Raw genomic sequence first — 24,037 nt, 5'->3', positions numbered from 1 at the left:
CATCACCCCACTATTCGACGGTCGAGGAAAACGTCCTCCCAAGTGGGATAGGCGTCCAGGACGGCCTGCCATGTGGGGAAATCGGCAAGGACGTCCTGCCAGGTACGGCCTGCAGAGCCAGACACACCGACCGTGGCCGGCATGTCCTGCTGGGTCAGCGAGAGGGCCCAGGAGCGCCATTCGTCCGTGGCGGGACCGCCGGTGCGGGCCTCGGTGACGCCAGCGACGGACACGTACATGTCGTCGACGCCCATCCCGGGTGCAGCCTGCCACAGCAGGGTGTGGCCCGGGTCCAGGAGAGCATGCAGGCTGCGCCGCTCGTCGTCGGACTGTGTGTAGACGAGGAGATCGCCCTCCAGGCCGCCGCGGACATCTGACAGGGTCACCGCGTTGCGGCGGCCCTTGACGCGGCTCACGGACTGCTCGATCGGCCGCTGCCAATCCGGCGCCCGCTCCACCATCACTTGCAAATTCCGCGACGGGTATCCCGGATCTTTCAGCCAGGCGTATTGGGCGTCCGCGTGCGCGATCGTCACATCGTCTGACGTTCGCGCCTCGACCGACATGTCCGACGGGTCGATCATCTCGATGAGATAGGTGACCGGGACGCCGAGAGGTGCCTCGTAGTCCTCGATCGTCGTCGTGTCGTAGGCGATCTCGAAGGTACCGTCAAGGAGACCCGCCTCCCCTCGGACCAGGGTGCGGGCGCCGTCGGCGGTGACGCGATACACGCGAAGCAGCTGGTCCACGATGAGTTCCCGCAGTGTCAGCGTGATCGAAGCGGTCGAATCCACGGCGGTGACGCTCGTCATCGGCAGGACGTGCCACAAAGCGATCTGATCCAAGCGGATCACCGACGACGTGGTCGTCGCCGTCAGCGTGATCTCAACCGCGGCTTGCGTCGCGGTGGCTGGGGCGGTCACGTCCTGAGACTGGTACCACCAGCCGGGCGTGGGGGCCGCTGCTGCCGAACTCGCCGTCGTGCCGAGATCCGCGTTGGCGGCGCTGTACCAGCGGACAGCGCGCGTCATGGTCCACCCGCCGGCGGTGACCTGATCGAAAACAAGCAGGCGGAAGGGCTGACCGGCCATGCCGGTGCCGATAGGAAATTTGGCGCTCCGGAGCACTGACGTCGTGGCCGTTGCCGAGCTGACCGTCAGGGAGTACGCGCCGTCCGTGGAGTAGGTGCCCCACGGTGTCGACCGAGCCAGGGTCGCCACGCCTGAGGCCACGGTCCAGCCCGCGATGCCGTGCTCGAAACTGGCATCGGCGTAGGGCAGGATGCTGCCGGTCTGGATCGGCGGGGCGACCGTGACGACAACGCCCTCGACGCGGAGAATCTGGCCGGTCGTAGCCGTGTCCACGCCCACGTACACACCGCACGTCGTGGCGGTCGACGGGGCCACCGCCGAGACCCGCTGCTGGTAGTAGCCAGTGCCCGGTGCCGCCAGGGTGCCGCGGGTTGTCTGCACCAGCGTGTTCGACGCGTTGTAGAAGCGGAGCTCGAGCCATGCAGCCGAGCCGGATGTGGGCGGGCTGAGCAGGGCGTAGGCGAGGTACTCGGTGCCAGCCGTGGCGCCCGGCCGTTCCACGGTCCGGGCGCTCATGTTTCCGTTGGCCGAGGCCGTCAGCGCCAGGACCTCGCCGCCAGCGAGGTAGTAGTCGACGGCCCACTGCACTGCAGGTGCGACCCGAGAGATCACGCAGTTGGTATCGGCGGTCCAGCCGCTGGTATCCACCTCCAGAGACTCCGTGCCGAACGGGAAGAGGTTCCCGAGCGTCCGGGTTGGGAGGCCGAGGTACACGTTTTCGAAATAGTTGATGACACCGCCCGCGACCGGCGACGCTGACACCACCACCTGCGCGCGCGTCGCCCCCGTCGGAGCGGCACCCGCGACCCCGATCCGGTGCCACGACGTGGACGCGGACGCGGTCGTCAGCGACCAGGTGTAGCTGATCTCGACACCGGCGGACGTCAGCCAGCGGATCCCGATCCGCTCCGGCACCGTCGCACCCGAAGCGTCCGCGAAGACCTGATACAGCGTCCCGGGTATCACGGTGTACGAGGAGACCGTGCGAGCACGCATCTCCCCCGACGCCGTGGACGTGAGCTTGAGTGTGCCGTCGCCGTTCCGGCCTCCCGTCCCCGCCCCCATCGAGCAGTTCAGCAGCGCTGTCCAGCCCGACGTGCTCGGGTCCATGCTCTCCGTGGCGACGGAGAGCATGTTTCCCGGAATCGCCATCAGATCCTCCTCGCTCCGCCGCTCAAGGCGTTCTCCAGCTCGGTGAATCGGCCATCGACGATCTGCGCAGCCTCGCCCCGAACGCGGCCCAAGAATTCACCACTGTCCAGGTAGAGATCACCCTCGAAACGAGCGGGGCCGGACGCGTTCCGTGCGGCAAGACTCACCAGCGCGTTCCACTGAGGGCTGGTGAGGATGGCTTCCGGTCGGCTGGTCGCATTGATGGAGGCGGTGACGCCGGGCTGGAGCCAGCCGCCGTCGTCGTACTTCCGGAGAGCTGGCGCGAATCCGTACCGGTCGTGGAAGAGCGGTGAGTTGTAGCCGCGGGCCCGATTCCCGACGAGTACGCCATCACCGCCGCGGGACTCGACGTTCATGCCAGCCAGGGTGCCGGCGGTGTGTCCGACGCCGTCGTTGGTGATGCCGATCATGAACGGGCTCTTCAGATTGCGGTGCCATCCGGCCGGAGCGGTGTCTCCCTGGAAGGAGAACGTCGACCAAAGGCGGCCACCAGGACTGAGGCCTTGGATGACCTTCTGAATGCCGGACATGAAACCGGAGCAGTCCCACGACGGGTCGCCAGCGCCGCCCCACTGGTACGGCTTGCCGGCCTGCGACCGGGCAAAGCCCATCGCCGCGGCGACAGACCCGGATGCCGAGCCGCCAATCAGGCCTTCCGCTGCCGAGACGACCTTGTCCTTAAGCTTCTGCAGCATCTTGATCGGGAACTGGGACAGGGCTTGCGCCCACTCCGAGCCGGTCAAGCTGGATCCGATCTGGTCGCGGATGAACTTGGTTGCCACGTCCCAGGCCTTGCTCGGACTGGTCATGAACTCGATGCCATCCATGACGGCGCCGCCAATCTGGCGGGCCTTGCCGGACAGCCAGTCGACGACACCACCATCCGCATATCGCGGGATGCCGACGGCGCCTCCCTTCGCGAACATGGATCCACCACTGCGGGCCATGGCTCGCAGCTCCTCGACCGCCCCGTGGCCGCCAGCACCTCGCACCTCGCGATCCGTCCATACGTGCTCGCCGTTGGAGAGCAGTGCAGGGATCGAGTCCGAGGTTGCGGTCCCGGCCCCGAATACGCTGCCGCCGGTAGCGAAGGTGAGGACGCCAAGCTCCTTGGCTCCGGTGAAATCGGCGACCGCGTTCCACACCTTGCGGATGCCGTTGTTGTAGACGGTGTCGATGATGAACTGCACGGGCTTCTTCGTGATGTCCTTCAGCCCATCCCAGATCCGACCGATCGCGCTGACGCCGGTATCGAAACTGGAACGGACTGTGTCGACACCCTTGGACAAGCTGTCAAAGGTCGGCCTGATCCAGTTCTGCCACACCCATCTGATCGCGTCCCCGATGCCGTCCCAAGCGGGCTTGATGCCGTTGTTCCACAGCCACATGGCGGCAGAGCCCAGCAGACCGAGGCCCGCCATGAAGCTGTTGAAGGCGGGCTTGATCCCGTTCACCCACAGCCAGATCGCCCCCGCGACGATCGCATCGAAGACCGGCTTGAGGGCGAACTCCCACAGCCACACAGCCGCGGCGCCGAGCAGCTTGACGGCCGCCACAGAGTCGTCGATCACGGGCTTGATGCCGTTGCCCCACAGCCACAGTGCGCCTGCGGCAACCAGGTCGAATACCGGTTTGATCGCAATGTCCCAAAGCCACCAGAAGACCGCGCCAAGGAGCTTGACAGCGATGATGGTGGGGGTGATGAAGATTACAGTGATCGCTGTTGCGACCAGCTTCACCGCTTCCCAGATCGCAGCGAAGGCGGGTTGGAGGGCGGTCTCCCACAACCAGATCGCAGCAGCGCCGACTGCCTTGAGTCCAGTCATGAAACCGTCAAAGGCCGGTTTGATGATCGTCTCCCACGCGTACTTCACCGCGGTCTGAATGCCGGCCCAAGCCGCCATCACGACGGCGCGGAAGGTGTCGCTGCGCTTCCAAGCGATTGCAATCAAAGCCACGAGGGAGATGAGCGCGATCACCACGAGAGTGATCGGATTCAGCGCCATCACCGCATTGAGCAGCGCCTGCGCCGCCGTGAAGCCGCTCGTTACCGCAGTGCCGACCAGGATGGCCGCTCGATAGACCGAGAAGACCGCCGTGACCGCGGCAGTCGCGATGGCCTGGGCATTCAGGGCGATCGTCAGTCCACCCACGAGAATCGCGATGGGGATGAGCCAGACACCCCACTCCTTCAGCCAGTTCACCACCGGGCCAATCGCGTCGTCGATGAGGCGGATGGCCCTGATGAGCTCGAGGAGGGCTGGCAGGACCACCTTGTCGACGACGACACCCACACCGCTCATGAACTGCCGTTGCAGGATGTCCAACTCGGTCGAAGTGTTGCCCCGGATGGTGTCACCTAGGGCCTTAGCCGCGCCCTCCACCTCAGTAAGCCCCGCCGCTGCAGTAGTGGGATCCATCGCCAGCAACGCGGCCCCGAGATCCTCAGCCTGCGTCCCGAAGAGAGCGACAGCCGTCTGGGCCTGCAGGACCGGATCCTTAATGTCCCGCAACCGGTCGAGGGTGATGTCGAGGACGCCTGTCGCAGCAGAGCCGCCTTCGGCGAACTTGGCTGCCATGTCGTCGGCGGAGAGGCCAAGCGTCGTGAAGCCCTCGATGCTGCTCTTCGAGCCATCGGTGGCGCGAATGCCGAATTCCTTGATGGCATCCGCGGCCACGTCGCTGTCGCGGGCGCCTGCGCGGATCGCCTGATTGAGTAGGCCGATGGCGGTCGTCCCGTCCAGCCCTGCCTTGCGGAACTGGGTGCCGTACTCATTCACGGTATCCAGGAAGTCGCCGGCCTTGTCGGCACTTGACTGCAGCCCCCTGGTCAGAAGGTCCAGGGCCTGCGCACCGTCCTTGGCCAGGCCGGTACGGATCATCTGAGCGGCGGCGTTCGCGGTGCCAGTCAGGTCCTGCTCGAAAGTGCTGGCGAGGTCCGACACCTTGGTGGTGATCTCTTCGATGCTCTTGGTGGTGGCCTTCTCCGGAATCAGACCAGAGCCCATAACGGCCCGCACCGCGGCCGCCCCGTCCTCGAATGAGGCGACAACTGCCTTCGAATACAGGGAGCCGGCCAACTTCCCCGCCTGCTGGGCCCCCTTGCCCGAAAGACCGAGCTGGGCAGACAACTTGTCCGCCATCTTCTCTTTCTCAATGGCGCCGATGGTTGCGGCAACGAGCACTGCACCCGCCGCCGCACCACCCGCCGCCAGAGCGACCTTCCACTGACCAGAGAAACGGCTGCCAGACTCGCGTCCAGCCTGGTCGCCGGCGTCCACAGCGGGCCCGCCCAGCTGTCGGCGAAGTTCCTCGGAGATGCCGCGGACGGAGGGGATGATCTGGATCGTGGCGTAGCCGACGTTGGGCACCGGTCCCCCTTCGCGTGGGTCAGGCGATGACGCCCTCTTGGATCTGCCGCTTGCGGTCCCGTGCCCTCTCGCGGGCACGTTCGAGGCGCTCCAGCCGCTGCGCGTCCGGCACCTTTGAGGAGGCCGAAGCAACCCACCACCGCGGGTAGGACTTCGGAGGCTTGGGCGCCTTGGACTTGTCGGTGACGTTGACCGCCTGCAGTGTCCAATTCACGTGCTGGAGCATGTCGAAGACGTCGGCGAGGAGTACCTGCTCGCCAGTGGGTTCTTCTCGACCCTCACGCAGAGCGGTACGGACACGCGCCCGCGGGGGCAGCCCCTGCACGTAGCTGCTCAGCTCACGCCACGTCATCTCGCCGGTGTAGACGTGCTTCAGCCGGACACCCGGGTACGTGGCCGCGAGATCCGCCTCGAGGGCCTTGCCGTGCCTCCGGATCAGCTCCCGGAGGCCTCGGATTCCCCCGGCTCCAACCCGCAGTGCTGCTGGTAGGCGGCGAAGAGCTTCTGCATCTTGTACTGGGCCAGCTTGATCTTGCGGAAGTCGTCGAAGGAGTCTCCGAGTGCCACACGGAATAGACCGAGTGTGGCGCCCATGTCTCCGGTCTCGGCGGCGCCGACGAGGTCCCAGACGTCGAGTCCCTGCAGGTGGGCAAACTCGAACCGACGCCCGCCGTGGTGGACACGGAAGGGGATGAGGTCTACTTCCGCTTCGACGGTGTCCAGGTTGAAGTCGAAGGGGTTGCTGTCTGACGGCTTGCTGGTCGCGGTTCGGGTGGTCATGTCGCTACTCGCTTTCGGGTCGCGGTTCGGGTTGGACGATCTGCACGCTCGCGGCCATGAGGGTCAGCCGCACAGTGCTGATGCCTTCGGGATCAAGGCTGATTTCCATGGGCTGCCTGGCGATGAGCCAAGGGAAGGGCTCGCCATCGACCAGGACCGTGCCACCGGGCTGAATGACGACTGCCTGCGCCAGCTGCGGCTCCCTCGGCGAGGGGGCCTCGCTCGGGCGGTTCCCTTCCACGAGGGTGGCGATGACCTTGCTGCGCAGGTTCCTGGGGACATCTGCCTGCCGATCGCCGATGAGCCCGAGGTGAAAGGCCTGTTCGCGGATCTCTTGCTCGGTGTAGCTGACGGGCATGGCACTCCTCGCGGTTCGGGTGGTGCACCGGGGCGCGGCCGAACCGCGACGAACGCGCCGCGCCCCGGCGGTCAGCTGACCGTTACGGCGCAGGTGTCGGAGAAGCCGCCGTAGGTGGCCGTGATGGTGGCGGATCCTGTGGCTACGGCGGTGACGTAGCCGTAGGCCACAGTGGCCTTGGTCAAGTTGCTGGAGACCCAGGCCGCGGTCTCAGTGACGACGGCGGTGGACAGGTCGTCGTAGGTGGCGGTGGCGACGAGCGCACCAATCGCCCCGACGGCCAGCGTCTTGGTTGCCGGCGAGACGTCCAGGGCCGTGATCGTCGGGGTGTTCTGGCGGTCGAAGAGGTCCCCGCCCGCCGTGGGGAAGATTGTGGCCACGAAAGTCGAGGACTCGAGGTCCGTTTCGTTCTCGCCGTGGTCGCCGTCGAGGCTGACTTCGGCGTAGTTGCTGGTCATCAGGCGCCGGACCTTGGCACCTTCGCGGACCTCGAAGGCAACGCGAACCTTCGCGGGCCGCGGCACCTTGATCTTCGTGGCAGTACTGCCCGGCCACAGCAGGCTGAAGGTGGTGTCGTTGTCCTCGAGCGCGGTGAACGACTTGGTCAGCTTGAAGTGTGTGCGGGAGGTGCGGACGAGAATGCCACCCCATGCGTACTTGTCGTCGGTGTCCTCGTCGCGGGATTCGGGGAAGCCGTCGTCTCCGTCCAGGAGGCCGACGAGATCCCAGTCCACGCCGAACGATGCGCTTGCGTTGGCGGGCAGGGTCGCGGCGAGATTGGTGGAGATGTAGACGTCGGCTTCGGTCCACAAGTTGGCTTTGAGGGGCGATCCGCCCATAGCGTTTTCTCCTTCGGGGTATGCAAAAGCCCCTGCCGGTTCGCCAGGGGCTTCATGAGCGGAGTCAGCATCAGGCAGTTGCGCGGATGCCTTTCAAGCTGTTGCGCACTCGGAGACGGGAGGTCGGGGCAGATGAGCGTCAGGCCGGCGTACTCGCAGTAGAGCGAGCAGGCAGGTCCGGGAGGTTCGCGTACCGCCAGGGGTCAGATGTGTCCCACTTACGCGGGGGCTACGACAGTCGGCCTGACGTTGGCAAGGACGGTGAAGGTCGAAAGGTCGACCTCGCTGTCCGGATCCAGCGCTGCGATCGGACCAGTCCCTGGGCGGACACCGCGGATGACCGGGCCGGAGTGCACCAGGAGCAGGCCTTGACAGAGCATCGCCAGGTCGTGTGCCTGGTCGGCGTCCTTGTGCCAGACGGTCACACGTAGGGTGCAGCGTGAATTCGCCATCGACGGATGCGGGATGTCGCCGTCTTTGCGGACAAGGACGTAGGGAAGATGAGGCACGTCGGGACTGCGATCGATGGGAACCCGGGTTCCTACTTCGGCCGAGTCTGCGTATGGCTCGCCCCGGGACGCCAGAGCCGATCGCAACACTGCCGCGGCTGCGGCCTGCCCGTCAGCGAACACGACGAGCGGTTTCATCTCTGCCACGCCCTGACTTCGAGGCCGGCTGATGATGCCGCTCTGGTTAGCACTCCGTCCCTGGCCTGCCATGCCATGGCACGGACATCCTTGATGAGCACCACGGCGGCAGCCCGGTCGGTTGTGTAGGTCTCGACCTTCACCTCGACGCCGGGGGGCACCTGGGCCGTCACGCCCGCTGCTACTTCCTGCGCCTTCGCTTCGATCAGGTCCCGCACGGGTTCGGCCTTCAGCGCTTCTTCGACGCCGCGCCGGTCCAGCCTGAAGTCGATCAGCATGCCGCCCCCTAGCCGGTCTTCCTTCGCATGGCGAATTCGATGTGGTGAGGGGTCGAATGCACGAAGTCCAGGTACCGGGCAACCTCGCCAACGATCTCCAGAGTCATGCCGTCCCATTCGATGCGGTCGTTGTAGCGGATGTCCGCATCGACACCTGGCTCGCTGATGACCCGCCAGCCGGTGACGGCGGCGGTGCGCTCGGGTGTTGCCGTTTCGGACTGCATGATGGGCTGCACACTGACGCGCCCCACGGTGAGCCGGTCGACGTTCTCCGGTGACCAGTCCGCGACAGTGTTTCCGCCGCGGTCCAGTCGACTGCCCGCGCGGACGCGGATGATTGCCTGATGGAAGACCATGCGGCCTCCTACCAGGGTCGCCAGTAATGGTCAGCCGGATCCGGGATCCAGCCCGGCAGGCCCTCGTCACGGAGTCCGACAGTGTAGGCGGCGTCGCCACTGCTGCCGTTCGGGTTGGTGCTGAGAGCCGCCAGTTCCGCCTCTGTCAGGTACAGACCGCCGGCTTCGCCCAGAGTTTCCGAGTACTGACCGACCGTGCGCTGGCGGTAGCCGCCCGGGTTGGCCATGGCCCGGCGGGCGACAGCGACACTGACCGCCCGCGCGACGCCCTCATCAGGCAAGACCCCTGCAGGAACGCTCGTCCGAATGAGGGCGGCGATGTCCTCCAGCAGGGCCTCTACCTGGCTGACCTGTGGTTCGGCCAGCGTGACGGCCGCGCGGGCCTCGTAGTCGGCGACCGTCGCGTAGGTCGCCACCGCTCACCCCTCCGAAGTGCTGGCAGCGGCGTCCACGGCGGTGATGACGTCGTCGCGGCTCATCTCGGCGTCGTAGGCGACGCCGAGCGAGGCCGCGTACTCCTGCCAGGCTGCGAGCCCCGAGCCCTTTCCAGAGCGTGGCGGTTCCCCGCCCTGCGGCGCCGGGGGCTCGGTTTCGGTTGACTCGCCCTCGAGTAGGTTCGAGTCGATCGTTGCCCAGCCGGGCAGGGCATCGCCTGGTGCCAGCCAGGCCTGCTTCGTCCCGTCCTTCGAGGTGACGTAGACGTGGCAGTTCACCCGGCCGGTCACGAGATCGTGCCGATGTCCGCAGCGAAGGACATGTCCGGGTTGGCGAGGATCGGAAGCGCGACAGCTGCCGCCTTCGTCCACACCGCGACCGGGTCCTTCGTCGAGTAGGCGCCCGCGACGATCCCCGGCTCCTCCCCGTCCTCGAGGCTGAACTCGGGCTCGAGGGATTCGGCTGTGGTGCCCCACAGCGTGGCACCCATTTCACTCGAGTCGGGATCGTTCGCGTCGCCCGGCGCGGGCAGGAGCAGCACCTTGTCCCGCGGGATGACGTACTGGCTGGCGCCCGCCACACGAACCTGCGCGTCGTAGACCTCGAACGGGGGCAGCCCGTGAGCCTGGAAGATGCCCTGCAGAGTGGCCTGCGGGACGATGTTGGGAGTGCCGACGACGGTCGCGGCGAGCGCACGTACCTCGGCGTTGCGGATCACCAGACCCAGCGCCGCGGAGGAGAGCAGAACCACGCCGGGAGCTACACCGTTGGAGGTCTTGTACACGTCGGACCAGGCGATCAGGTCGGTGAGGGGCTTGGCGTTGGCGACGTCGGTCCATGCGGTGCCGGCGTTGACGGTATGGCCGGCGGAGCGCCCGAAATCGACGCTGGCGATGATGCCGTTCTCCGCCAGGTCGATCTTGCCCTTGTAGAGGGCCTCGCCGCGGGCCATCTCGATGCGGGCGGCGACCGCGCGGGTCATCCTCTCCGCGTCGGTCAGGATGGTGGTGCGGACCCGGGCGGTGAGGCGGCGCTGACGCAGCCGGTCGTACTCACCCAGGCGGATCTTGCGGGAGACGGGCGGCAGCTCACCAGTGACGCGGGTGACGCCGGGCCTGGAGCCGACCGGGGATTCTGTGTCGTAGCTGCGGAACGTTGCCGCTTCGGTGAGTCCCTCGGCACCGCCTCGGTCGAAGCGGTACTGCAGGTCGTCGATCGTGCGGTTCGGCAGGAATCGGGCCAGCTGGAACCGGTTCATCTGCATGTCTGCCAGGGCCGCGCGCACGTAGCCGGTGAGTTCGGCCGGGGCGACGTAGTCAGTGTTGATCAGCATGGTTGGTCACCCCTCTCAGAGGAACTTGATGTAGCCGGCGACATCGACCTTGCCGGCACTGTCGACGGCGACGGGCAGCTTGGCTTCGATGACAGCACCGTGCCAGAGCATCGCGCCCTGCGGGTCGATGGTGTTTACCGACGGTGCGTCGACCGAGGTGAACAGGAAGCCGGCGAGTACCTCAGTGCCGTCGGAGGCGGCGTTGCTGTACGGGCCGTACTTGCCCGTCGCGGTGATCTTCCCGAGCGGCAGGCCGGAGGGGAAGTGCCCGGCCGGGTAGTGGGTTCCGGCAGTGAATGTGGAGGTGTCGAGGGTGATGGACCGTGCGGAGCTCGTGCCGTGCGCGGACGCCAGCCAAGACTGGTCGTCCTGCCCGAACGACTCCGTCGTCGGATTCAGGTTCATGATCCCGTTCCTTGGGAGGTCAGATGGTGGATGTCTGCTTTCGCTGTGCCCACATGTCCCGGCCCGTGGCGACGGAGCTGCCCTTGCCGGATGCGCCGGTGCCGCGGGGGCCCTGGTCGAAGCCGCGCCCCTTCTGCTTCTCCGGTTCCGGGTCCGGCTTCTTCTCCGGCTTTGGCGGGGCCAGTCGCTCGACGAGCGAAGCAAGGCCGGACTCGTCGATCTCGCCGTCCTCGCCTACGTACTTGCCGAGGTTCAGGTCGTCGGCGACGTCTGTGGCGTTGGGGATCCGGCCCGCCGCCGCTGCGAGGAATCCCTGGCGGGCGAGCTTGCCGGCCAGGCGGACCCGCTCCTCGGTACGCGCCTTCGCCGAGGCTTCGTCGACGGCGCGCTCCTGGTCCGACATGGACTGCTTGCGCAGCTCAGCCAGCTCCTTGGCGGCTGTCGCGTTCTCCTTGGCCCGCGCCTCATGCTTCCGCATGAGTGCCTTGTACTTCTCGGCCTCCGCCTTGTGGTCGGGCTCGGCCTCCGCCTTCACCGGCTCCGGTCCAGGGTCGTCCGTGTCGGACTCCCCGCCGTCAGGTCCGGGCTTCGGGTCTTCGCCGCCGTCGGCGTACAGGTAGGGCGAGAACGCGCCGGCCGGGTAGGGGTGCGCCCAGGTGGAGGAGGATGCGTGCTGGGGCCGGGCAAGCGTGCGTGTGGGCATGCGTAGTACTCCCGTGTCGGGTTGGTTTTGTTGGGCGCGGCCGTGTCGGCTGCGCTGATCACTGACCCGGAATGCTTGCGGGGCCCGTGAAGTTCTGTCGTCGGATGGCCATCAGCGGGCCGAGCTCGCCGTGCTGGCGGTCGATGATGACGTCGCGGTAGTCGGGCAATCGGCCGCCGCGGTCCGACTCGCCTGTCCCCTTGGCGACGGCCGCGTGCGCCGCCTCGAGGAGTCGATCGTCGATGACCTGTGACCGGTCCTCGCCGGGGGCCAGAGGGCGTGTCCCGCAGTCGCAACCCGGATGGATCGGCATCAGACTCGCCTTGCGGTAGCGCTGCGTCGAGGCGATCGTGCACATCGCGCAGTTGAATGAGCCACGCAGGACCCGGCGGTAGAACTGGACTCGGCTGTCGCGGCTGAGGGCCTGGCGTGTCGCCTCGGTCCTGGCCAACTGCAGGTCGGTTCCGGTGATCGACGTCAGGCGCGTTTGCCCCTGACGAACAGCCTCGGCCAAGGGCTTGCCTTCCGAGAGCGCGGTCCACACGGACACGAAGGGCCGCCGGTAAACCTCTTCCGGGGGCACCCCTCGCAGCGACTCCGGAAGGCTGATGCCCTGCGCTAGCGGACTTCCGCCGTACATGGCGGCGACCATCTGGGACAGGTAGGCATCGGTCAGCGCACCCATCTGCTGCTGCGTGCCCAGAACGGCTGGCATGATCCGCTCTAGGAACGCGTCCGCGTCAGCGTCCCGGTAATTGCCGGTGGCCCCGAAGACCTGCAGCACCAGTGCGATGAGCCGCTGCCGAAGGCCGACGGTGATGGAGGCATAACGGGCATCCAGTGCGGCCTGAATAGCCTCGCTCACGATCCGGCCGCCGGGCTAGGCAGTGGCGGGATGGCCAGCAGGGCGGCGCCGGCGGCCTCCGAGGTGATGCGGCGAACCCTTTGCGGAGACTCGCCCATCTCCTCGGCAAGAATCGCCAGCGGATAGCCGATCGAATGCTTCTTCGTGGCCGCGTCCGCGATCACGGACGGGTTCAGCCGGCGCGGGTCGGCCCAGCGGACCTCGGAAAGCGTGTAGTCCCGGTCCACGCCGGCCTGCTTCGCGGCCAACTGCAGCACGTCCTCCCACGCCTCACCAAGCGCGGCCATGTGCTCTGCGACCTTCGCCAGGTGGTTCACATCGAGGGCGTTGACGGTGTCGGCGGAGATGTTCACCAGCTGGGAAGCGAAATAGTAGGCGGGAGTGTGGCTGAGGACCAGCATGTCGCGGACGTCGGACTCGTGTTCCTTCAGGAAGCCAGACAGGTCTGTGGCATCCAGCTGCCCGAACTTGGCGTTCTCGCCCTCGCTTGCCCAGATCGCTGACGGCGACGGAACGAACGGCTGTTCAACGATCTCGAGACCCGTAGCCGAATCGACACGCTTGCGAAACTTGTGGCCCGTGATGAACTTCTGCCGGAACGCCGAGTAGCGAGCCGCTGTCATCCGGTTCAGGACCCCGAGGTTGATCCGGTCCTGGATGTCCAGGACGCCAGCGAACTCGGGCTCGGGATCCTCCATCAGGTCTGGCCGGCACTGGAACGGAACGACGGGGACCGCCCCCAGGTCGTGCGGCTGGAACTCGCCATCGGTGACCCAGGATTCACGCCCCCAGCCCAACCGCTCACCCGTCCGGCCGGGGGTGACGTATCGCTGCAATCCGTCGCTAAGGTAGACCGTGGCCCGGCCCACCCGGTCGATATCGTCCCACCAGGCCTTCAGCGCTGCTGCCCTTTCGCCCGTGGCCTGGTTCATCTCGACGATGACCTGTCGCGGATGTTCCGCAGTGATCAGTGGTGCCGGGGTTTCGTCATCAGGCTCGAGCCGCGAGGGATGCGGTCCGACTATGACGTAGGCCTGGGCCTGCGCCGTCATCGTCCTGTAGATCTGCTTTTGCCGCGAGTCCAACCGGTTCGCCTGCCACCAGCGCAAGGCGTCGGCGTCGGCATTGCCTTCCGCGTCGGTAACGCCGAGCACCTGCATGCGGTGCACCGGCGCGTCCGCGATCGGCCGGCAGAAGTTCGTGCGCGACTTGCGCTGGAACTCGAGAAACGCTGCTGCCGCATTCTTCGGGAGAGACGGGAGCGGCGCGTTACCCAGGTAGTAGTCCCACCATCGGTCGAGGTCTGATCGCCGATTCCGCATCCGTCGGCCTAGCCGCAGTAGCCACCAGTCCGGCGTGTAGGAGGTGTCGTCCAGCACGGGCTCCACCCCCTCACGGTCAGAACGTGAAGCCGCCCATCGGCTCCTCGGATTCGGCTAGGCCCTTGGCCACAGCGTCAAGCCGGGCCTGCCAGGCCAGCACCGACGACACTGCGGCGTCGATCTTCTGCGCAGAGTCCGGATGCGCCTTCATGATCTGGATCCCCGACCGCCCCTTACGGCGGCGAGCATTCAGTACATGCCTGGTCAGCGCGCTCGAGCCGTCATGCGTCAGTTCCTTGTCGACGACGGCGGACTGGAACTTCTCCAGCGCGCGGACGATCAGATTCGACCGGCCGCCCGTCATCCACCACTCGATCGGATGATCGCGGGTCGCCTTCACCCCCAGGCCGGCACCCCAGCGGGCTTCCCAGTCCGCGACGTGCCCCTCCCACTTCGCCGGGTCCGCGTAGAAACCGACCACTCGGTAGCGGTTGAAGGCTTCTTCGACCGTGGCCAGCACCTCGAGGACCGGCACCCGCCAGCCTTCGCCGAGGGGGCCCTCGGGCTGCTCCCATACGCCTAGCTGGAAGATGTGTCCGTCGGAGACCCGGCATCCGATCAGAGCCGTGGCGTCCGTGACGCCGCGGGCACGAGCCCGGGAGCCGTCGAATCCGAGCGTCACGGCCTCACCGTCGGCCACCACGCGGGTGGCGTCCGAGCATGCCGCCCACTCCGGCTGAGACAGCCAGCTGTCCGTCGCGTGGGTGATCTGGTTCAGGAAGTCCGAGCGCATGACCTGAGGGTCGTTCGACATGTCCCAGAAGTCTCCGACCAGGCGGTCGATCGGGGACCAGCCCGGCCCGCAGGGAGGACTGTGCAGGACACAGCCGGCCTCGTGGTCCGAGCTGTCTCCGTAGGCGTAGCGCAGGCCGGCGACCAGGGACTCGCGCTCAGTGGGATCGGTCTCCGGCGGCGCTTCACGGTGATCCCAGAGGAGGCCGTCTTCGCGGGTGCGGCCCTCGGAGATCGCCTTGGCGAACGCGGCGGTGTCCTCGGCGACCGAGCCCAAGCCGGGGATGTAGGCGTTCGGTGACTCCAGGGTGGTGCCGCCGATCTTCGCGGCGTTCGAGCGCATGACCTGTGCCAGACGCTTCCCGCCGTTGCTCGCCGTCCACTCCTCAGTTTGGTCAAGAACCGCGAAGAGGGCCTTGTTGCCCTTACGGCTGGTCGCCGAGCTGGTGACCATGTCGATCTTCCCTCGGGGCAGATTGACGAACGTGTCGAGCGGCTCCAGCCCGGGGTACTCGTCGATCACCGGGCCCAGTCGAAGCATCTCCAGCAGCGGCGCCCACGTGTTCTGCGTCTGATCTTCGGACACCGCCGCCACCTGGACCAACGGGGTGCGGATCCGGTCCCAAGAAGTACCAACCGGCTCGCCCGCCGCATCCCAACCATCCGGGACAACCGGGCCGAGCGCCTCCGCGCACGCAATGGCCGCCAGGAGGGGAGACTTCCCCCAACCGCGGGGCCGCGAGAGGACCCCACGACGGACGCGGCGCTTGCCCGTCGCGGGATGCAGCTCGTAGAACCGGAGGATGAACTCCGCCTGCTCCCGCGTCGGCACGAACGGTTCGTAGTCAGGCCGGTCGGGCGCGGCCAGCATCTCGAGAATCCAGTCGAGGACTTGGTAGCCGAGCGTGGGAAGCTCGCCCTGGAACTCAGGTCCCCGCCACGGCACGAGCGGCCATCCGAAGGTCGTTGCCTCGTACCGCCTCGTCTACCAGCGGCCAGTCTCCGCGGCCGTAGAAGCAAGGAAGGCGAACCGAGATGAATTCTGGATAGCCGACGACGTCGCAGGGCCTGCTGGCGAAAACGAACTCGTCGTCACCAATTCCGTGCCGGGCCGCCCACACGGCAGCCGCGTCACGAGTGCCCGCGCAGATCACGTAGAACGGCACGTCGTCAGCCATCGCCCACCGCCTTGCCCTTCGGCTCCGGCAGCGCGTGCAGCGTTCCGTACCGCGCTCGCGCCGTCGCGCCAGTCTCCGGACGCTTGGAGTCCGCCTCGTCCGCGGCAGCGAACTGCATGCGGAGCCGGGCGCGGTCTTCCATGGTCGCGCCGAACTTGGCCACCCGAAGTCGAAGCTCGGCCGCCGCGGACAGATCTCCCGTCCACACCTTGGCGTGCACCAAGGCCGTGGTCAGCAGCTCTTCCCAGTCGGTGCTGGAGAAGTGCTCGGCCTGCGGCGAGGCCTGCCACGTCGCCCACCACTCGCAAGTCCGCTCCGGCCACACGAACTCGACCAGCCCGTCGTCGCCGGCATTGATTCGGAAGTCGGGCAGGTCGGGTGCGTCCGCGCGCTCGAACCGGAGGATCGTTTGAGCCTGGGGATCCTTGTTCCGGCGGGCACGCCTTGACGGGTCCTTCGGTGCGGGGCCAACGCCAGCCATCAGGACACCCCCTTCGCATCCTCGATCGACCCACGGCGGGCACGGGCGACCTCGTGATCGTTCTCGATCGCCCAGACGATTTCGTCCCAGTTGCGCAGCCGATCAATGCCGAGGGCATTCGTGACACGATCCATCAGTCTGATGTCGCGCTCATGGTGCTCGTCGATGAAGTGACGCAGCTTCGCTTCGACCGCATCCGCCGGGCGGTCCGGGGCGGCATCGGCCGCGGCCCTCTCGGCGAGCTGCTCGTCGAAGCGAGTGAAGTCGGCTTCAACACGCATCCGAACGGGATATCCGTCCGGACCGATGGACACCTCATTCGCCGGGATCTCGACCGTCTCCGGGGTTACGACAACGCCCCTTGCACCGATCCGGTCCGCCAAGGCCTGCCAGTGGTCCACCAGAGCGCCTTGCCCCGCGCCCAGCACGACGCGCTGCGGCATGCACTGGTCGACGACCAGAACGAACGGCGCACGTGCATCCTCCGCGCCCTCGGGTAGTTCCAGAATCTGAAGACGTGCCATGCTCTTGCCTCCCGTGTCGGGTACGCCGCAGCGCGCCCGTGTCGGGCGGCTACAGCAAGGTGTCGATCAGAGGGTCCAGTTCACCGAGTCGACGGGGCGTGTCGCCCCAGGTGTCGCCGGTGACCGCGATGTAGCGGCCGGACGGGTACAGCTCGACCGTCCCGCCTTGAATCTTGATGCGCCGGCCGGTCCGCATCACGCTGCGGCCCCAGATGTGCAGCCCGTCGCCGGACACGGACCGCTCGATCCAGCAGCCGGGTGCCAGTGCCACGATCTCGCGCGCCCAGTCGGCCAGCCGGCCGCCGGTCAGGCAGTGGTCGAGGTCGATGCAGGTGATGCCGTCCCCATTGAGGACGAACCCGAGGCCGGCGCCGGTCTTGCTGGAATTGGCCTTGGAGTACGAGGACCAAGTGCGCGGGTCGGTGCTGCTGGCTGCGTCCCCGCTGGCGGTCACGGGGACCTTCGCAGAGGTGCGGCGAACCCAGCGGTCTCGCGCGGTCAGCTCCGCGGGCAGAGCCTGCTTAGCCCGATGGGCGGCGACCCGACAGCGGCCCGAGCAGAAGCGCGCGTTGTGAGCATGCCGAGCACCAAGTCGCTCCCGGCAGGGCTTGTGATCGCAGCGCTTCGTTTCCATACCCTCATCCTACCGTCAACTGTAACGGCAATCCAGCACCTGACCTGCGATTATACAAGTCATGGAAGCGAGGGATGAGGTGGCCTGCGACCCTCAGGCGGACACCGCCCCCTGGAGGCTGGATCAGACCCCCGCCCCCTGGCCGGGCCTCCTCAGGCCCGGCCAGGGGTCCGCGCGGCCCCGAATTGGCCAGACCCGTACCCAGCGTCAGCCACAGCACCTCCCCGGGCTTCAGGAGGGTGGGAGGGGGGAGGGGGGCCCAGGGGTTGAGGCCGGGAAATTCGAAGCCTTGATCATTTGATCTCCTCCGGATCCACAGCCATCTTCAGGCCGGGATGATCTTCCGGCCTGCGGCCCTCTCGGATCTTGGTCCGGCTGTCCGACTGATTACCTTGCCTGCTGGTCTTCCTGCGATGGCACCAGCCGCATAGCGCTTGCAGGTTGACGAGTCGATGGTCGCGCTTGTCTCCGATGTGGTCGACGTCGGACGCCGGATTGCCGCACGCCTGGCAGAGACTGACGTCCCGCTTGAGGACGGCCGGTCGGATCTCCGTGTACCAGTTCGGCGGAAGCTCGGCGCGCCTGTTGCTGTCAGTCCATCCTCCACTCATCGCCGCTCCTCGGGTTCGGAGGGTTGGGGGCGTTGTAGTTCGGGCTGAGCTTCGGGGTATGGCCGTTCGGTGTCCGAGGTGAGAGTTACCCCGTCCAGGCAGAACCCGAAGCCGCTGGCGGTGGGTGGCTGGTCCGGGGAGGTGGGGTCGTCAGTGCCGGGGTGGGGGTCTGCAGCGGGTGGGGGTAGGGCGGCAAGTAGGGAGCGTGCGGCCTTGACGCCTCGCGTCAGCGTCGTCAACCTGGCGTGGATCCTGATGTGCCGTTCTCCGTCGGTGATGTGGATCCGCATGGGCGCCCATCTCTCGGGTCGGATGTCCCCCAGGCCTGGATGACATCGTCAATCGGGCTACCCATGACACCTCCTATGCGTTCTGCAGTTCCTGGACCGCGGCGACCACGCGACCGGCTAGGTAGGTGTGGCCGGAGTCGGTGGGGTGCACCGCATCCGTACCGATGTAGGTGTCTGCGTTACCGGCGCCTGTGGGGGCGCCGACTCGGCCGGTGCCGGTGATCCACGGCCCGTGGGTGGCGATCAGGGTGCCCGCTGCGTTGTAGACCCCGCCGGTGATCAGCGAGATGAACGGCAGGTTCGCGGCTGCGGCTGCGGTTCGCAGGGTCGCGTCGGTGTTCGTGATCGACGCGCCGGGTGAACCGGTCGGTGACCAGCAACCGAGCACGTAGATCGTCGCACTGGGCAGGCCGGTCTTGATTGCGCTGTACAGGCTGGCCGCGGCTGTGCTGATCGAGGGCTGCGATCCGCCGTTGTCGTTGTAGCCGGCCGAGATGAAGAGCACGTCAGGTGCGTTCGGGATGACGTCGATCGGTGCGCGAGTGCCGAGGGTCGCAGATGTGCCGACGGTGATGTATCCGGTACTGCCGAGCGCTTCGTTCCAGGCGTCCTCGTAGCCGAGGAGGCGGGCAGCTCGGCTGAACCATGTGCCTGCGCCGCCGCCGGTGTTGATGCTGCTGCCGCCAGGGATGCTGTCGCCTAGGACCATGATCCGTCGACTCGGACTTGCTGGCCGCCACATCGTCGCACCAGGCGGAAGGTAAATCCCACCGAACGGGACGGACGAGAAGTCAAGCTGCACGGTCCGCGGCCGGGCGGCACCGAGGTTGGCGGTGATGAGGTGTGTGTTGCCGGGGGTGGTGCCGCCGAGAGGCTGTATCAGGTCAGTGAACGGCCTGCCGTTGACAAGGATGCGGATGCATCCGGTGGACTGGTAGTTGGTTCTGACCTGGAAGGCGGTTGCGTCGGTGCCGAACCGGACGGACCACACCGACTGTGAGCTGGTGAGCGTCCCGCGCGTGTTCGGATAGCGGGTCGTCGGCAGCACGAGGGTCGAGTCCGGGGTTCCCGAGCCGATCTGGAAGCCGCCGGCGCCAAGGTAGAGGAAAGGGCCCGTGACGTCGGAGCCGGACAGGGTCACGCCCGCGGGGGCGTACTTGATGTACCCCGACGCCGGCGTACTGGTCATCGCGATGGTGCTACTAGTCGGCGCCGGCGCCGGGCCGAGGTTGGTGAGCGTGATGCGGCACGGGTAACCGGAGTAGGCGTAGATCCGGCCTGCGCCTGTGCCTTGGTTGGCCAGCGCGATCGTGGCCTGCCCGCCGCTCAAGTGGCCGCTCGCGACGGTGAAGAGGATCCCGCTCGAGGCCTTCCCGAAGCTGGTCGACGGGTAGAACTCGGGGTTGCCTTCCGCCAGCGGGCTGGTGGTCTGCGTGCCCGCGTACAGGTTGATGGCGCCGACGGAGTCGAGGATGACGGCGTCGAGGTAGCGGGTCCCGGAGTACAGCATGCCGAGGTCCACTCGGATGCGGTCGCCGGCTTCGGCGGGGATGGAGCACTTGAGCTGTGTGCCGACGCTGGTGGCCGCGATCGCCCAGGAGGCTGCGGTGGCGAGGTCTTGGACGGCTCCGTCGCTGATGCGTATCTCGGCGGTGCGGAGGGCGCCGCCGTCAAGACCTGCCTGACTCTGGGGGCCTGTGCTGCCGATGGCGCTGAACCGGGAGTCGTCGCCTGCGGCCACGGTGCCTGCGGTAGTGCCGACCGAGAGGGTGGCGGCTCCGGCGAGTCCGAGGTTCGTGCGGGCGGTCGTCGCGGAGCCGAGGTCACTCAGGTTGTTGGTCTTGGCCAGGTACTTGCTGGCGGCGTCCGCGCGGTCGCCGTGCGGGTCGCTGGCCGCAGAGTGCGCTGCGACCTTCGCCGTGGCGTCGGCAGCGGCCGTGGAGACGGCCGTCGACTGGGCGGCATCCGCCTTCGACTGGGCACCGGATGATGTCTCCAGCAGGGCTGTGTCGGCGATCCCATGCACGGCGGTGGTGTCCGCCTCGTGCGTCGTCACCTTGGCCGTGGCGTCCGAGGCGGACGAAGCGATGGCAGCCGCCTGGGCCGCGTCGGCTTTGGCTTGCGCCCCGCTCTGGGTCTCCAGGGTCGCCGTGTTGCTGATGCCGTGCACGGACGTGGTGTCGGCTTCGTGCGCGGCGAGGGCGCTCGCAGCTGCGGCCCTGTCGCCGTGCGGGTCGGTAGAGACCGCGTGCGCGGCTATGGCTGCGTCGGCGGTCCCTTCGGGGTCTGCATCGACGTCCGCGGCGTTCAGAACCACCGCGCCGACTTTGTCGTTAACGGACGATACGGCGCCCCCTCCACCACCGCCAGACCCGCCGCCCGGCGCAGGCACCGGCGTGAGGGCGGCGAGGTCGACCGTGCCCGTACCTGCGATGTTGGCCCAGAAGCCGTACCGCTGGCCGCGGGTGGGCTGGACGTCAACCCACCAGCGCCAGCCGACAGGCTCGATACCGGCCGCGTCGCAGGGAAGAATCTGCACGCTGAAATGCGCGCTGCTGTCGAGGGGGACCTTGCCGCCGCCGGTGTAGACGGCGTTCCGCCCCGCATCGACCAGACGAGCCGACGGAGTCAGGACCAGCTGGCCCTTGAAGGGGACGCCGGCTACCGCGGACGGCAGGGTGCCGGTGAACGTGACGACGGGGGTGCCGACGGGGAAGGCCATCTCGCACCCCCTCCAAGTCAGCTGCTGGGCTCCGGTGCGGTGGCTTCTCCGTTGACGAGCGTTGCCAGGATCCGCGCCTGTGGCTCCTGGGATGCGGCCACCGGCTGCACGAGAACTTCGCCACCAGCGCCTTCAATGGTGATGAACAGCTTGGTCATGTCCTTCTTCAGCCACAGCGCGAAGATGCCGGTGAGGGCGACGCGGGTGACGGTGATGCGGGCTTTGGCTTCTTCGCCGCGCTCCAGCGTTATCCGGGCGCCCTCGACTGGGACGTCCATCTGGTTCGGGGACCTGAAGTTCCCACCGAACATGGTGACGCCGACGGCCGCTGCTGCGCCTCGGATCTTGCTGTTCCGGGCTGCTGCGGCCTTCTCTTCGGGCGTCTTCTTGCTGCCGAACATGTGCACCCCTTGGTCGCGGTTCTGGGTGCCCCATGCTGGCCGATTTTGCTTCGGACTGCAGGAGTTTGGGTCAGGCGACACATGTGACAGTAGGCAGTGGTGGCGGGGATCCTGGGGCAATCAGTACGCGGGTCCACTCGTCGCGCTCGGCCTTGTTGAGCTCGAACACGTTGTAGCGGACCTTTCCCCGGCCGGATCCGTACCGCTGAATACGCCCTTCGTGTGCCCAGCGGCGAATTGTGACGCCAGGCCGCCCCGCGTAGTAGGCCGCGGCGTCCTCGGTGACGAGCGCGATTGGTGGGGCCATGTTCACCTCCACCGGGAATGACTGAGGCCCGCCACGGTGGGCGGGCCTCAAAGCCAGAGATGTCCAGTGAGAGAAACCTTACGTTCGCACAGGTCCCGACGTCAACCTTAGCTGACAGGGAAGAAGTTCTGCCCGTCCGGAACTTGGGATCCCGCCCAATTCGGCGGCCCGAGCTGCTCGCGTAGTTTGAGGATGTGCTGCTGCAGGGCTGGCCCCGGGTGAAAGTACTCCCCGCTCGCAAGGAGCGCTCGGAACTCGCGGTGCCGCACCGTCTCAAGCTGCTGCCCGCCGGGTTCAAGGGCGAGGACTTCGTTGGGGCGGATGGAGGTGAAGCGAACGGACAGATTCGCCGTCGTCCCGATCTTGATGAGATGGCCGCAGCGAACGTAGTAGACCCAGCACTTGGCTCGTGACTCGCTGGGGGCCTTCTTCCAGCGCGGCACGTCACCCTCGGCGACGGGTTCTTGCGTCGAGGCTTGGGCGTGTCGCCAGTGCATCAGCTTGGTGGCGATTTCGACGGCCCTGCCGTCGATCTCTATCCCTGCAAGCTCCATGTGATGAAGAGTGATCAGAATGTCGGTGCGCGCAGGGTCCGCGCGGTCGACCTTGTCGGAGTGGGGTATCCGATCGCCGCTGTTCTCGTGTGCCCATTCGGGCAGCTGCCCTAGATGTAGAACCACGGACTCATTCTCCTCTGAGGTACTGACATCGATTCGGCCCGCAACTGGCCAGCGTCCGCGCGACACTGAGTGCGTGACTTTTCGCTTCGGGGTGCTGGCGGATTCGGCCGAGGATTGCGCCAAAGGGTTGGCGCTGCTGGCGCGCCTCGGCGAACTGGGCGTCGAGGTCGGTGTGTCCCAGCTGCCCGTCCAGGTCTGCGGCGACCGGTGGATCGCGCGGGCCGTACCAACGCCCGCGGCCCCGGCCGGTGAAGGCCAGGGCCGCGGGTAGGTCAGTTTCTCTGGAGCTCGTGCGTGCGGCAGAGGACGGGCGCGATGAACAGGCTGATCCTGTCCACCGTCCACCTTCCTTCGGTGAGGGGTCCGGGCGGGACCTCGTCGACTATGCGCCCGGTCTTCCCTGCGGCTCGGGGGTCGTCCTCGCACGAGACGATCAGGACGGTCTGGCCTGCCTGGAACATGATCTCTCCTTCACTGGTTCCTCCGGTCGGCTTCGCGGGCTGCGGCGCCGAGCATGCGGATCACGGGCGCCGGCCCGGACTGGGCCTGGTTCCAGGCGCCGATGGACAGGATGTCGGGGGCTGTGGCGGTGATCTGGTCCAGGAGAGTCGACGTGGCTGCCTCGACGAGTCCGGTGCCGCGGGCGGCGTCTCGGATGGCGCCGAGGACGCAGACGGCGCCGGAGGTCTCTCGTAGGTACTGCCGTGACCAGCCGACTTCGCCGATCCGGTGCGCGGCCCGCTCGAGCAGCTGCGCGACCGGCGTGCTGTAGGCGGGCTGCCAGGCGGGGAGGATCGGCGGGCCCGGTACGACATCGGGGATGGTGATCGGGGCCAGGTTGACGGCGATCTCGAGGCCGGCCGCCCCGAGCCGCGCCTCCATGAGCGGGCCCATCAGAGCCAGCCGGGCCTCCAGATCGAGGACCGGGGCCGGCGTGCGGCGAGCCGGTGCGGTCAGGGTGCGCATTACCGCCAGCCCTTCTTCTTGGCCTCGTTGTAGCGGTCCTGCGCGTCGTCGGCCCAGATCCCCATCTGATCGAGCTCGCCACGATCGAGGTACCTGCCGTGCTCCTTGCCCTCAGGGAGCGGGCCGGCGACCTGGGGTTCGGGGCTGGCGAGGTTGCGGAGCCCGCGCGGCGGCGTCTCGTAGACTTCGCCGTAGCACTGCAGCAGGGACTTGCCTTCGCCGCCGAAGAGGCCGCCGCCGCGGGCGATGCGGGCGCTGTAGGTCCGCGCTTCGAACTGGGCGGCGAGGTTGGTGGCGTGGTTGTTGATGACGTAGACGGTCTTGCCCTTCTTGAACCAGCGGTCGAAGTCGTTGATGTCTCCACGGCGGCGGGTGGTCCAGGTCTTGCCCATGGCATTCTCCTTCGTGGTTGGTTTGTGGTGGTTTGCAGGGCGGGCGGGGCCCTAGTTTGAGGCGGTTTGTCCCCCGGGCGGGCGGGTGGACGCGGGGTGGGTA

The 24,037-nt window shown here is 67.3% G+C and carries 29 protein-coding genes; 1 reads left to right on the top strand and 28 read right to left on the bottom strand.

Annotated features, from left to right (window positions below):
• Positions 1-2: 2 nt before the first annotated feature.
• The 25 genes from J7E97_RS08235 to J7E97_RS08115 form a co-directional block, all read right to left on the bottom strand.
• Complete coding sequence (locus J7E97_RS08235; protein ID WP_215023937.1) at positions 3-2,243, bottom strand: hypothetical protein; 2,241 nt, start codon at positions 2,241-2,243, stop codon at positions 3-5.
• The gene (locus tag J7E97_RS08230) at positions 2,243-5,635 is read right to left on the bottom strand and encodes a phage tail tape measure protein (protein ID WP_215023935.1); all 3,393 of its coding nucleotides are present in this window, start codon (positions 5,633-5,635) and stop codon (positions 2,243-2,245) included. The genes J7E97_RS08235 and J7E97_RS08230 overlap by 1 nt, the downstream gene beginning before the upstream one ends.
• 19 nt (positions 5,636-5,654) lie before the next feature.
• On the bottom strand, positions 5,655-5,987 hold the full coding sequence (locus J7E97_RS08225) for a hypothetical protein (protein WP_215023933.1): 333 nt from the start codon (positions 5,985-5,987) through the stop codon (positions 5,655-5,657).
• An 83-nt stretch (positions 5,988-6,070) separates the two neighbouring features.
• A complete protein-coding gene (locus J7E97_RS08220; RefSeq protein ID WP_215023931.1) occupies positions 6,071-6,415 on the bottom strand; it encodes a hypothetical protein in 345 nt (114 codons plus the stop codon).
• Positions 6,416-6,419: 4 nt separating this feature from the next.
• A complete protein-coding gene (locus tag J7E97_RS08215) occupies positions 6,420-6,773 on the bottom strand; it encodes a hypothetical protein (protein WP_215023930.1) in 354 nt (117 codons plus the stop codon).
• Between the two features lie 71 nt (positions 6,774-6,844).
• Complete coding sequence (locus J7E97_RS08210; RefSeq protein ID WP_215023928.1) at positions 6,845-7,612, bottom strand: Ig-like domain-containing protein; 768 nt, start codon at positions 7,610-7,612, stop codon at positions 6,845-6,847.
• Between the two features lie 218 nt (positions 7,613-7,830).
• On the bottom strand, positions 7,831-8,037 hold the full coding sequence (locus J7E97_RS35630; RefSeq protein ID WP_251054067.1) for a hypothetical protein: 207 nt from the start codon (positions 8,035-8,037) through the stop codon (positions 7,831-7,833).
• A gap of 218 nt (positions 8,038-8,255) precedes the next feature.
• A complete protein-coding gene (locus J7E97_RS08200) occupies positions 8,256-8,537 on the bottom strand; it encodes a hypothetical protein (RefSeq protein WP_215023926.1) in 282 nt (93 codons plus the stop codon).
• 8 nt (positions 8,538-8,545) lie between these two features.
• Positions 8,546-8,893 (bottom strand): hypothetical protein, encoded by a 348-nt coding sequence (locus J7E97_RS08195; protein ID WP_215023923.1) that lies wholly within the window; start codon positions 8,891-8,893, stop codon positions 8,546-8,548.
• An 8-nt stretch (positions 8,894-8,901) separates the two neighbouring features.
• A complete protein-coding gene (locus J7E97_RS08190; RefSeq protein WP_215023921.1) occupies positions 8,902-9,309 on the bottom strand; it encodes a hypothetical protein in 408 nt (135 codons plus the stop codon).
• Between the two features lie 3 nt (positions 9,310-9,312).
• Positions 9,313-9,618 (bottom strand): hypothetical protein, encoded by a 306-nt coding sequence (locus tag J7E97_RS08185; protein ID WP_215023920.1) that lies wholly within the window; start codon positions 9,616-9,618, stop codon positions 9,313-9,315.
• Entirely contained in the window at positions 9,615-10,661 is a 1,047-nt protein-coding gene (locus J7E97_RS08180) for a major capsid protein (RefSeq protein WP_215023918.1), read from the bottom strand. Before J7E97_RS08180 ends, J7E97_RS08185 begins: the two co-directional genes overlap by 4 nt.
• 15 nt (positions 10,662-10,676) lie before the next feature.
• Complete coding sequence (locus tag J7E97_RS08175; protein WP_215023916.1) at positions 10,677-11,066, bottom strand: head decoration protein; 390 nt, start codon at positions 11,064-11,066, stop codon at positions 10,677-10,679.
• 19 nt (positions 11,067-11,085) lie between these two features.
• Positions 11,086-11,769, bottom strand: coding sequence for a hypothetical protein (locus J7E97_RS08170; protein WP_215023914.1), 684 nt, complete (start codon positions 11,767-11,769; stop codon positions 11,086-11,088).
• Between the two features lie 58 nt (positions 11,770-11,827).
• Positions 11,828-12,634, bottom strand: a complete 807-nt coding sequence (locus J7E97_RS08165) for a hypothetical protein (protein WP_215023912.1) — start codon at positions 12,632-12,634, stop codon at positions 11,828-11,830.
• On the bottom strand, positions 12,631-14,013 hold the full coding sequence (locus J7E97_RS08160; RefSeq protein WP_308346428.1) for a phage portal protein: 1,383 nt from the start codon (positions 14,011-14,013) through the stop codon (positions 12,631-12,633). The genes J7E97_RS08165 and J7E97_RS08160 overlap by 4 nt, the downstream gene beginning before the upstream one ends.
• Before the next feature lie 19 nt (positions 14,014-14,032).
• Complete coding sequence (locus tag J7E97_RS08155) at positions 14,033-15,619, bottom strand: terminase (RefSeq protein ID WP_251054065.1); 1,587 nt, start codon at positions 15,617-15,619, stop codon at positions 14,033-14,035.
• Positions 15,620-15,674: 55 nt separating this feature from the next.
• Positions 15,675-15,926, bottom strand: coding sequence for a hypothetical protein (locus J7E97_RS08150; protein WP_215023908.1), 252 nt, complete (start codon positions 15,924-15,926; stop codon positions 15,675-15,677).
• A complete protein-coding gene (locus tag J7E97_RS08145; RefSeq protein ID WP_215023906.1) occupies positions 15,919-16,407 on the bottom strand; it encodes a hypothetical protein in 489 nt (162 codons plus the stop codon). Before J7E97_RS08145 ends, J7E97_RS08150 begins: the two co-directional genes overlap by 8 nt.
• Entirely contained in the window at positions 16,407-16,931 is a 525-nt protein-coding gene (locus J7E97_RS08140; protein ID WP_215023899.1) for a hypothetical protein, read from the bottom strand. Before J7E97_RS08140 ends, J7E97_RS08145 begins: the two co-directional genes overlap by 1 nt.
• 49 nt (positions 16,932-16,980) lie before the next feature.
• Positions 16,981-17,385 carry a hypothetical protein gene (locus J7E97_RS08135; protein WP_308346427.1) on the bottom strand — a complete coding sequence of 135 codons (405 nt, stop codon included), beginning with the start codon at positions 17,383-17,385 and terminating at the stop codon, positions 16,981-16,983.
• A 473-nt stretch (positions 17,386-17,858) separates the two neighbouring features.
• Positions 17,859-18,176, bottom strand: a complete 318-nt coding sequence (locus J7E97_RS08130) for an HNH endonuclease (RefSeq protein ID WP_215023895.1) — start codon at positions 18,174-18,176, stop codon at positions 17,859-17,861.
• A gap of 363 nt (positions 18,177-18,539) precedes the next feature.
• The gene (locus J7E97_RS08125) at positions 18,540-21,188 is read right to left on the bottom strand and encodes an SGNH/GDSL hydrolase family protein (RefSeq protein WP_215023894.1); all 2,649 of its coding nucleotides are present in this window, start codon (positions 21,186-21,188) and stop codon (positions 18,540-18,542) included.
• Positions 21,189-21,205: 17 nt separating this feature from the next.
• Positions 21,206-21,589: a hypothetical protein gene (locus tag J7E97_RS08120; RefSeq protein WP_215023892.1), complete on the bottom strand. Its 384-nt coding sequence runs from the start codon at positions 21,587-21,589 to the stop codon at positions 21,206-21,208.
• 414 nt (positions 21,590-22,003) lie between these two features.
• Entirely contained in the window at positions 22,004-22,450 is a 447-nt protein-coding gene (locus J7E97_RS08115) for a hypothetical protein (RefSeq protein WP_215023890.1), read from the bottom strand.
• A 199-nt stretch (positions 22,451-22,649) separates the two neighbouring features.
• Here J7E97_RS08115 and J7E97_RS08110 point away from each other — a divergent pair, with 199 nt between their 5' ends.
• On the top strand, positions 22,650-22,847 hold the full coding sequence (locus J7E97_RS08110; protein ID WP_215023888.1) for a hypothetical protein: 198 nt from the start codon (positions 22,650-22,652) through the stop codon (positions 22,845-22,847).
• 1 nt (position 22,848) lies between these two features.
• On the opposite strand, the gene J7E97_RS08105 is transcribed toward J7E97_RS08110, so the two are convergent.
• From J7E97_RS08105 to J7E97_RS08095, 3 genes are read right to left on the bottom strand one after another with little or no spacing between them, the layout of a single operon-like run.
• A complete protein-coding gene (locus J7E97_RS08105; protein WP_215023886.1) occupies positions 22,849-23,037 on the bottom strand; it encodes a hypothetical protein in 189 nt (62 codons plus the stop codon).
• Between the two features lie 10 nt (positions 23,038-23,047).
• Positions 23,048-23,542 carry a hypothetical protein gene (locus J7E97_RS08100; RefSeq protein WP_215023884.1) on the bottom strand — a complete coding sequence of 165 codons (495 nt, stop codon included), beginning with the start codon at positions 23,540-23,542 and terminating at the stop codon, positions 23,048-23,050.
• On the bottom strand, positions 23,542-23,934 hold the full coding sequence (locus tag J7E97_RS08095; RefSeq protein WP_215023882.1) for a hypothetical protein: 393 nt from the start codon (positions 23,932-23,934) through the stop codon (positions 23,542-23,544). Before J7E97_RS08095 ends, J7E97_RS08100 begins: the two co-directional genes overlap by 1 nt.
• Positions 23,935-24,037: the final 103 nt, after the last annotated feature.

The sequence above is a fragment of the Streptomyces sp. ISL-66 genome (assembly GCF_018614135.1).
In the GTDB taxonomy this organism is placed as follows: Bacteria; Actinomycetota; Actinomycetes; order Streptomycetales; family Streptomycetaceae; genus Streptomyces.
The sequence above is the reverse complement of the archived record's forward strand: the minus strand, read 5'-3'. Positions and strand labels throughout refer to the sequence as shown.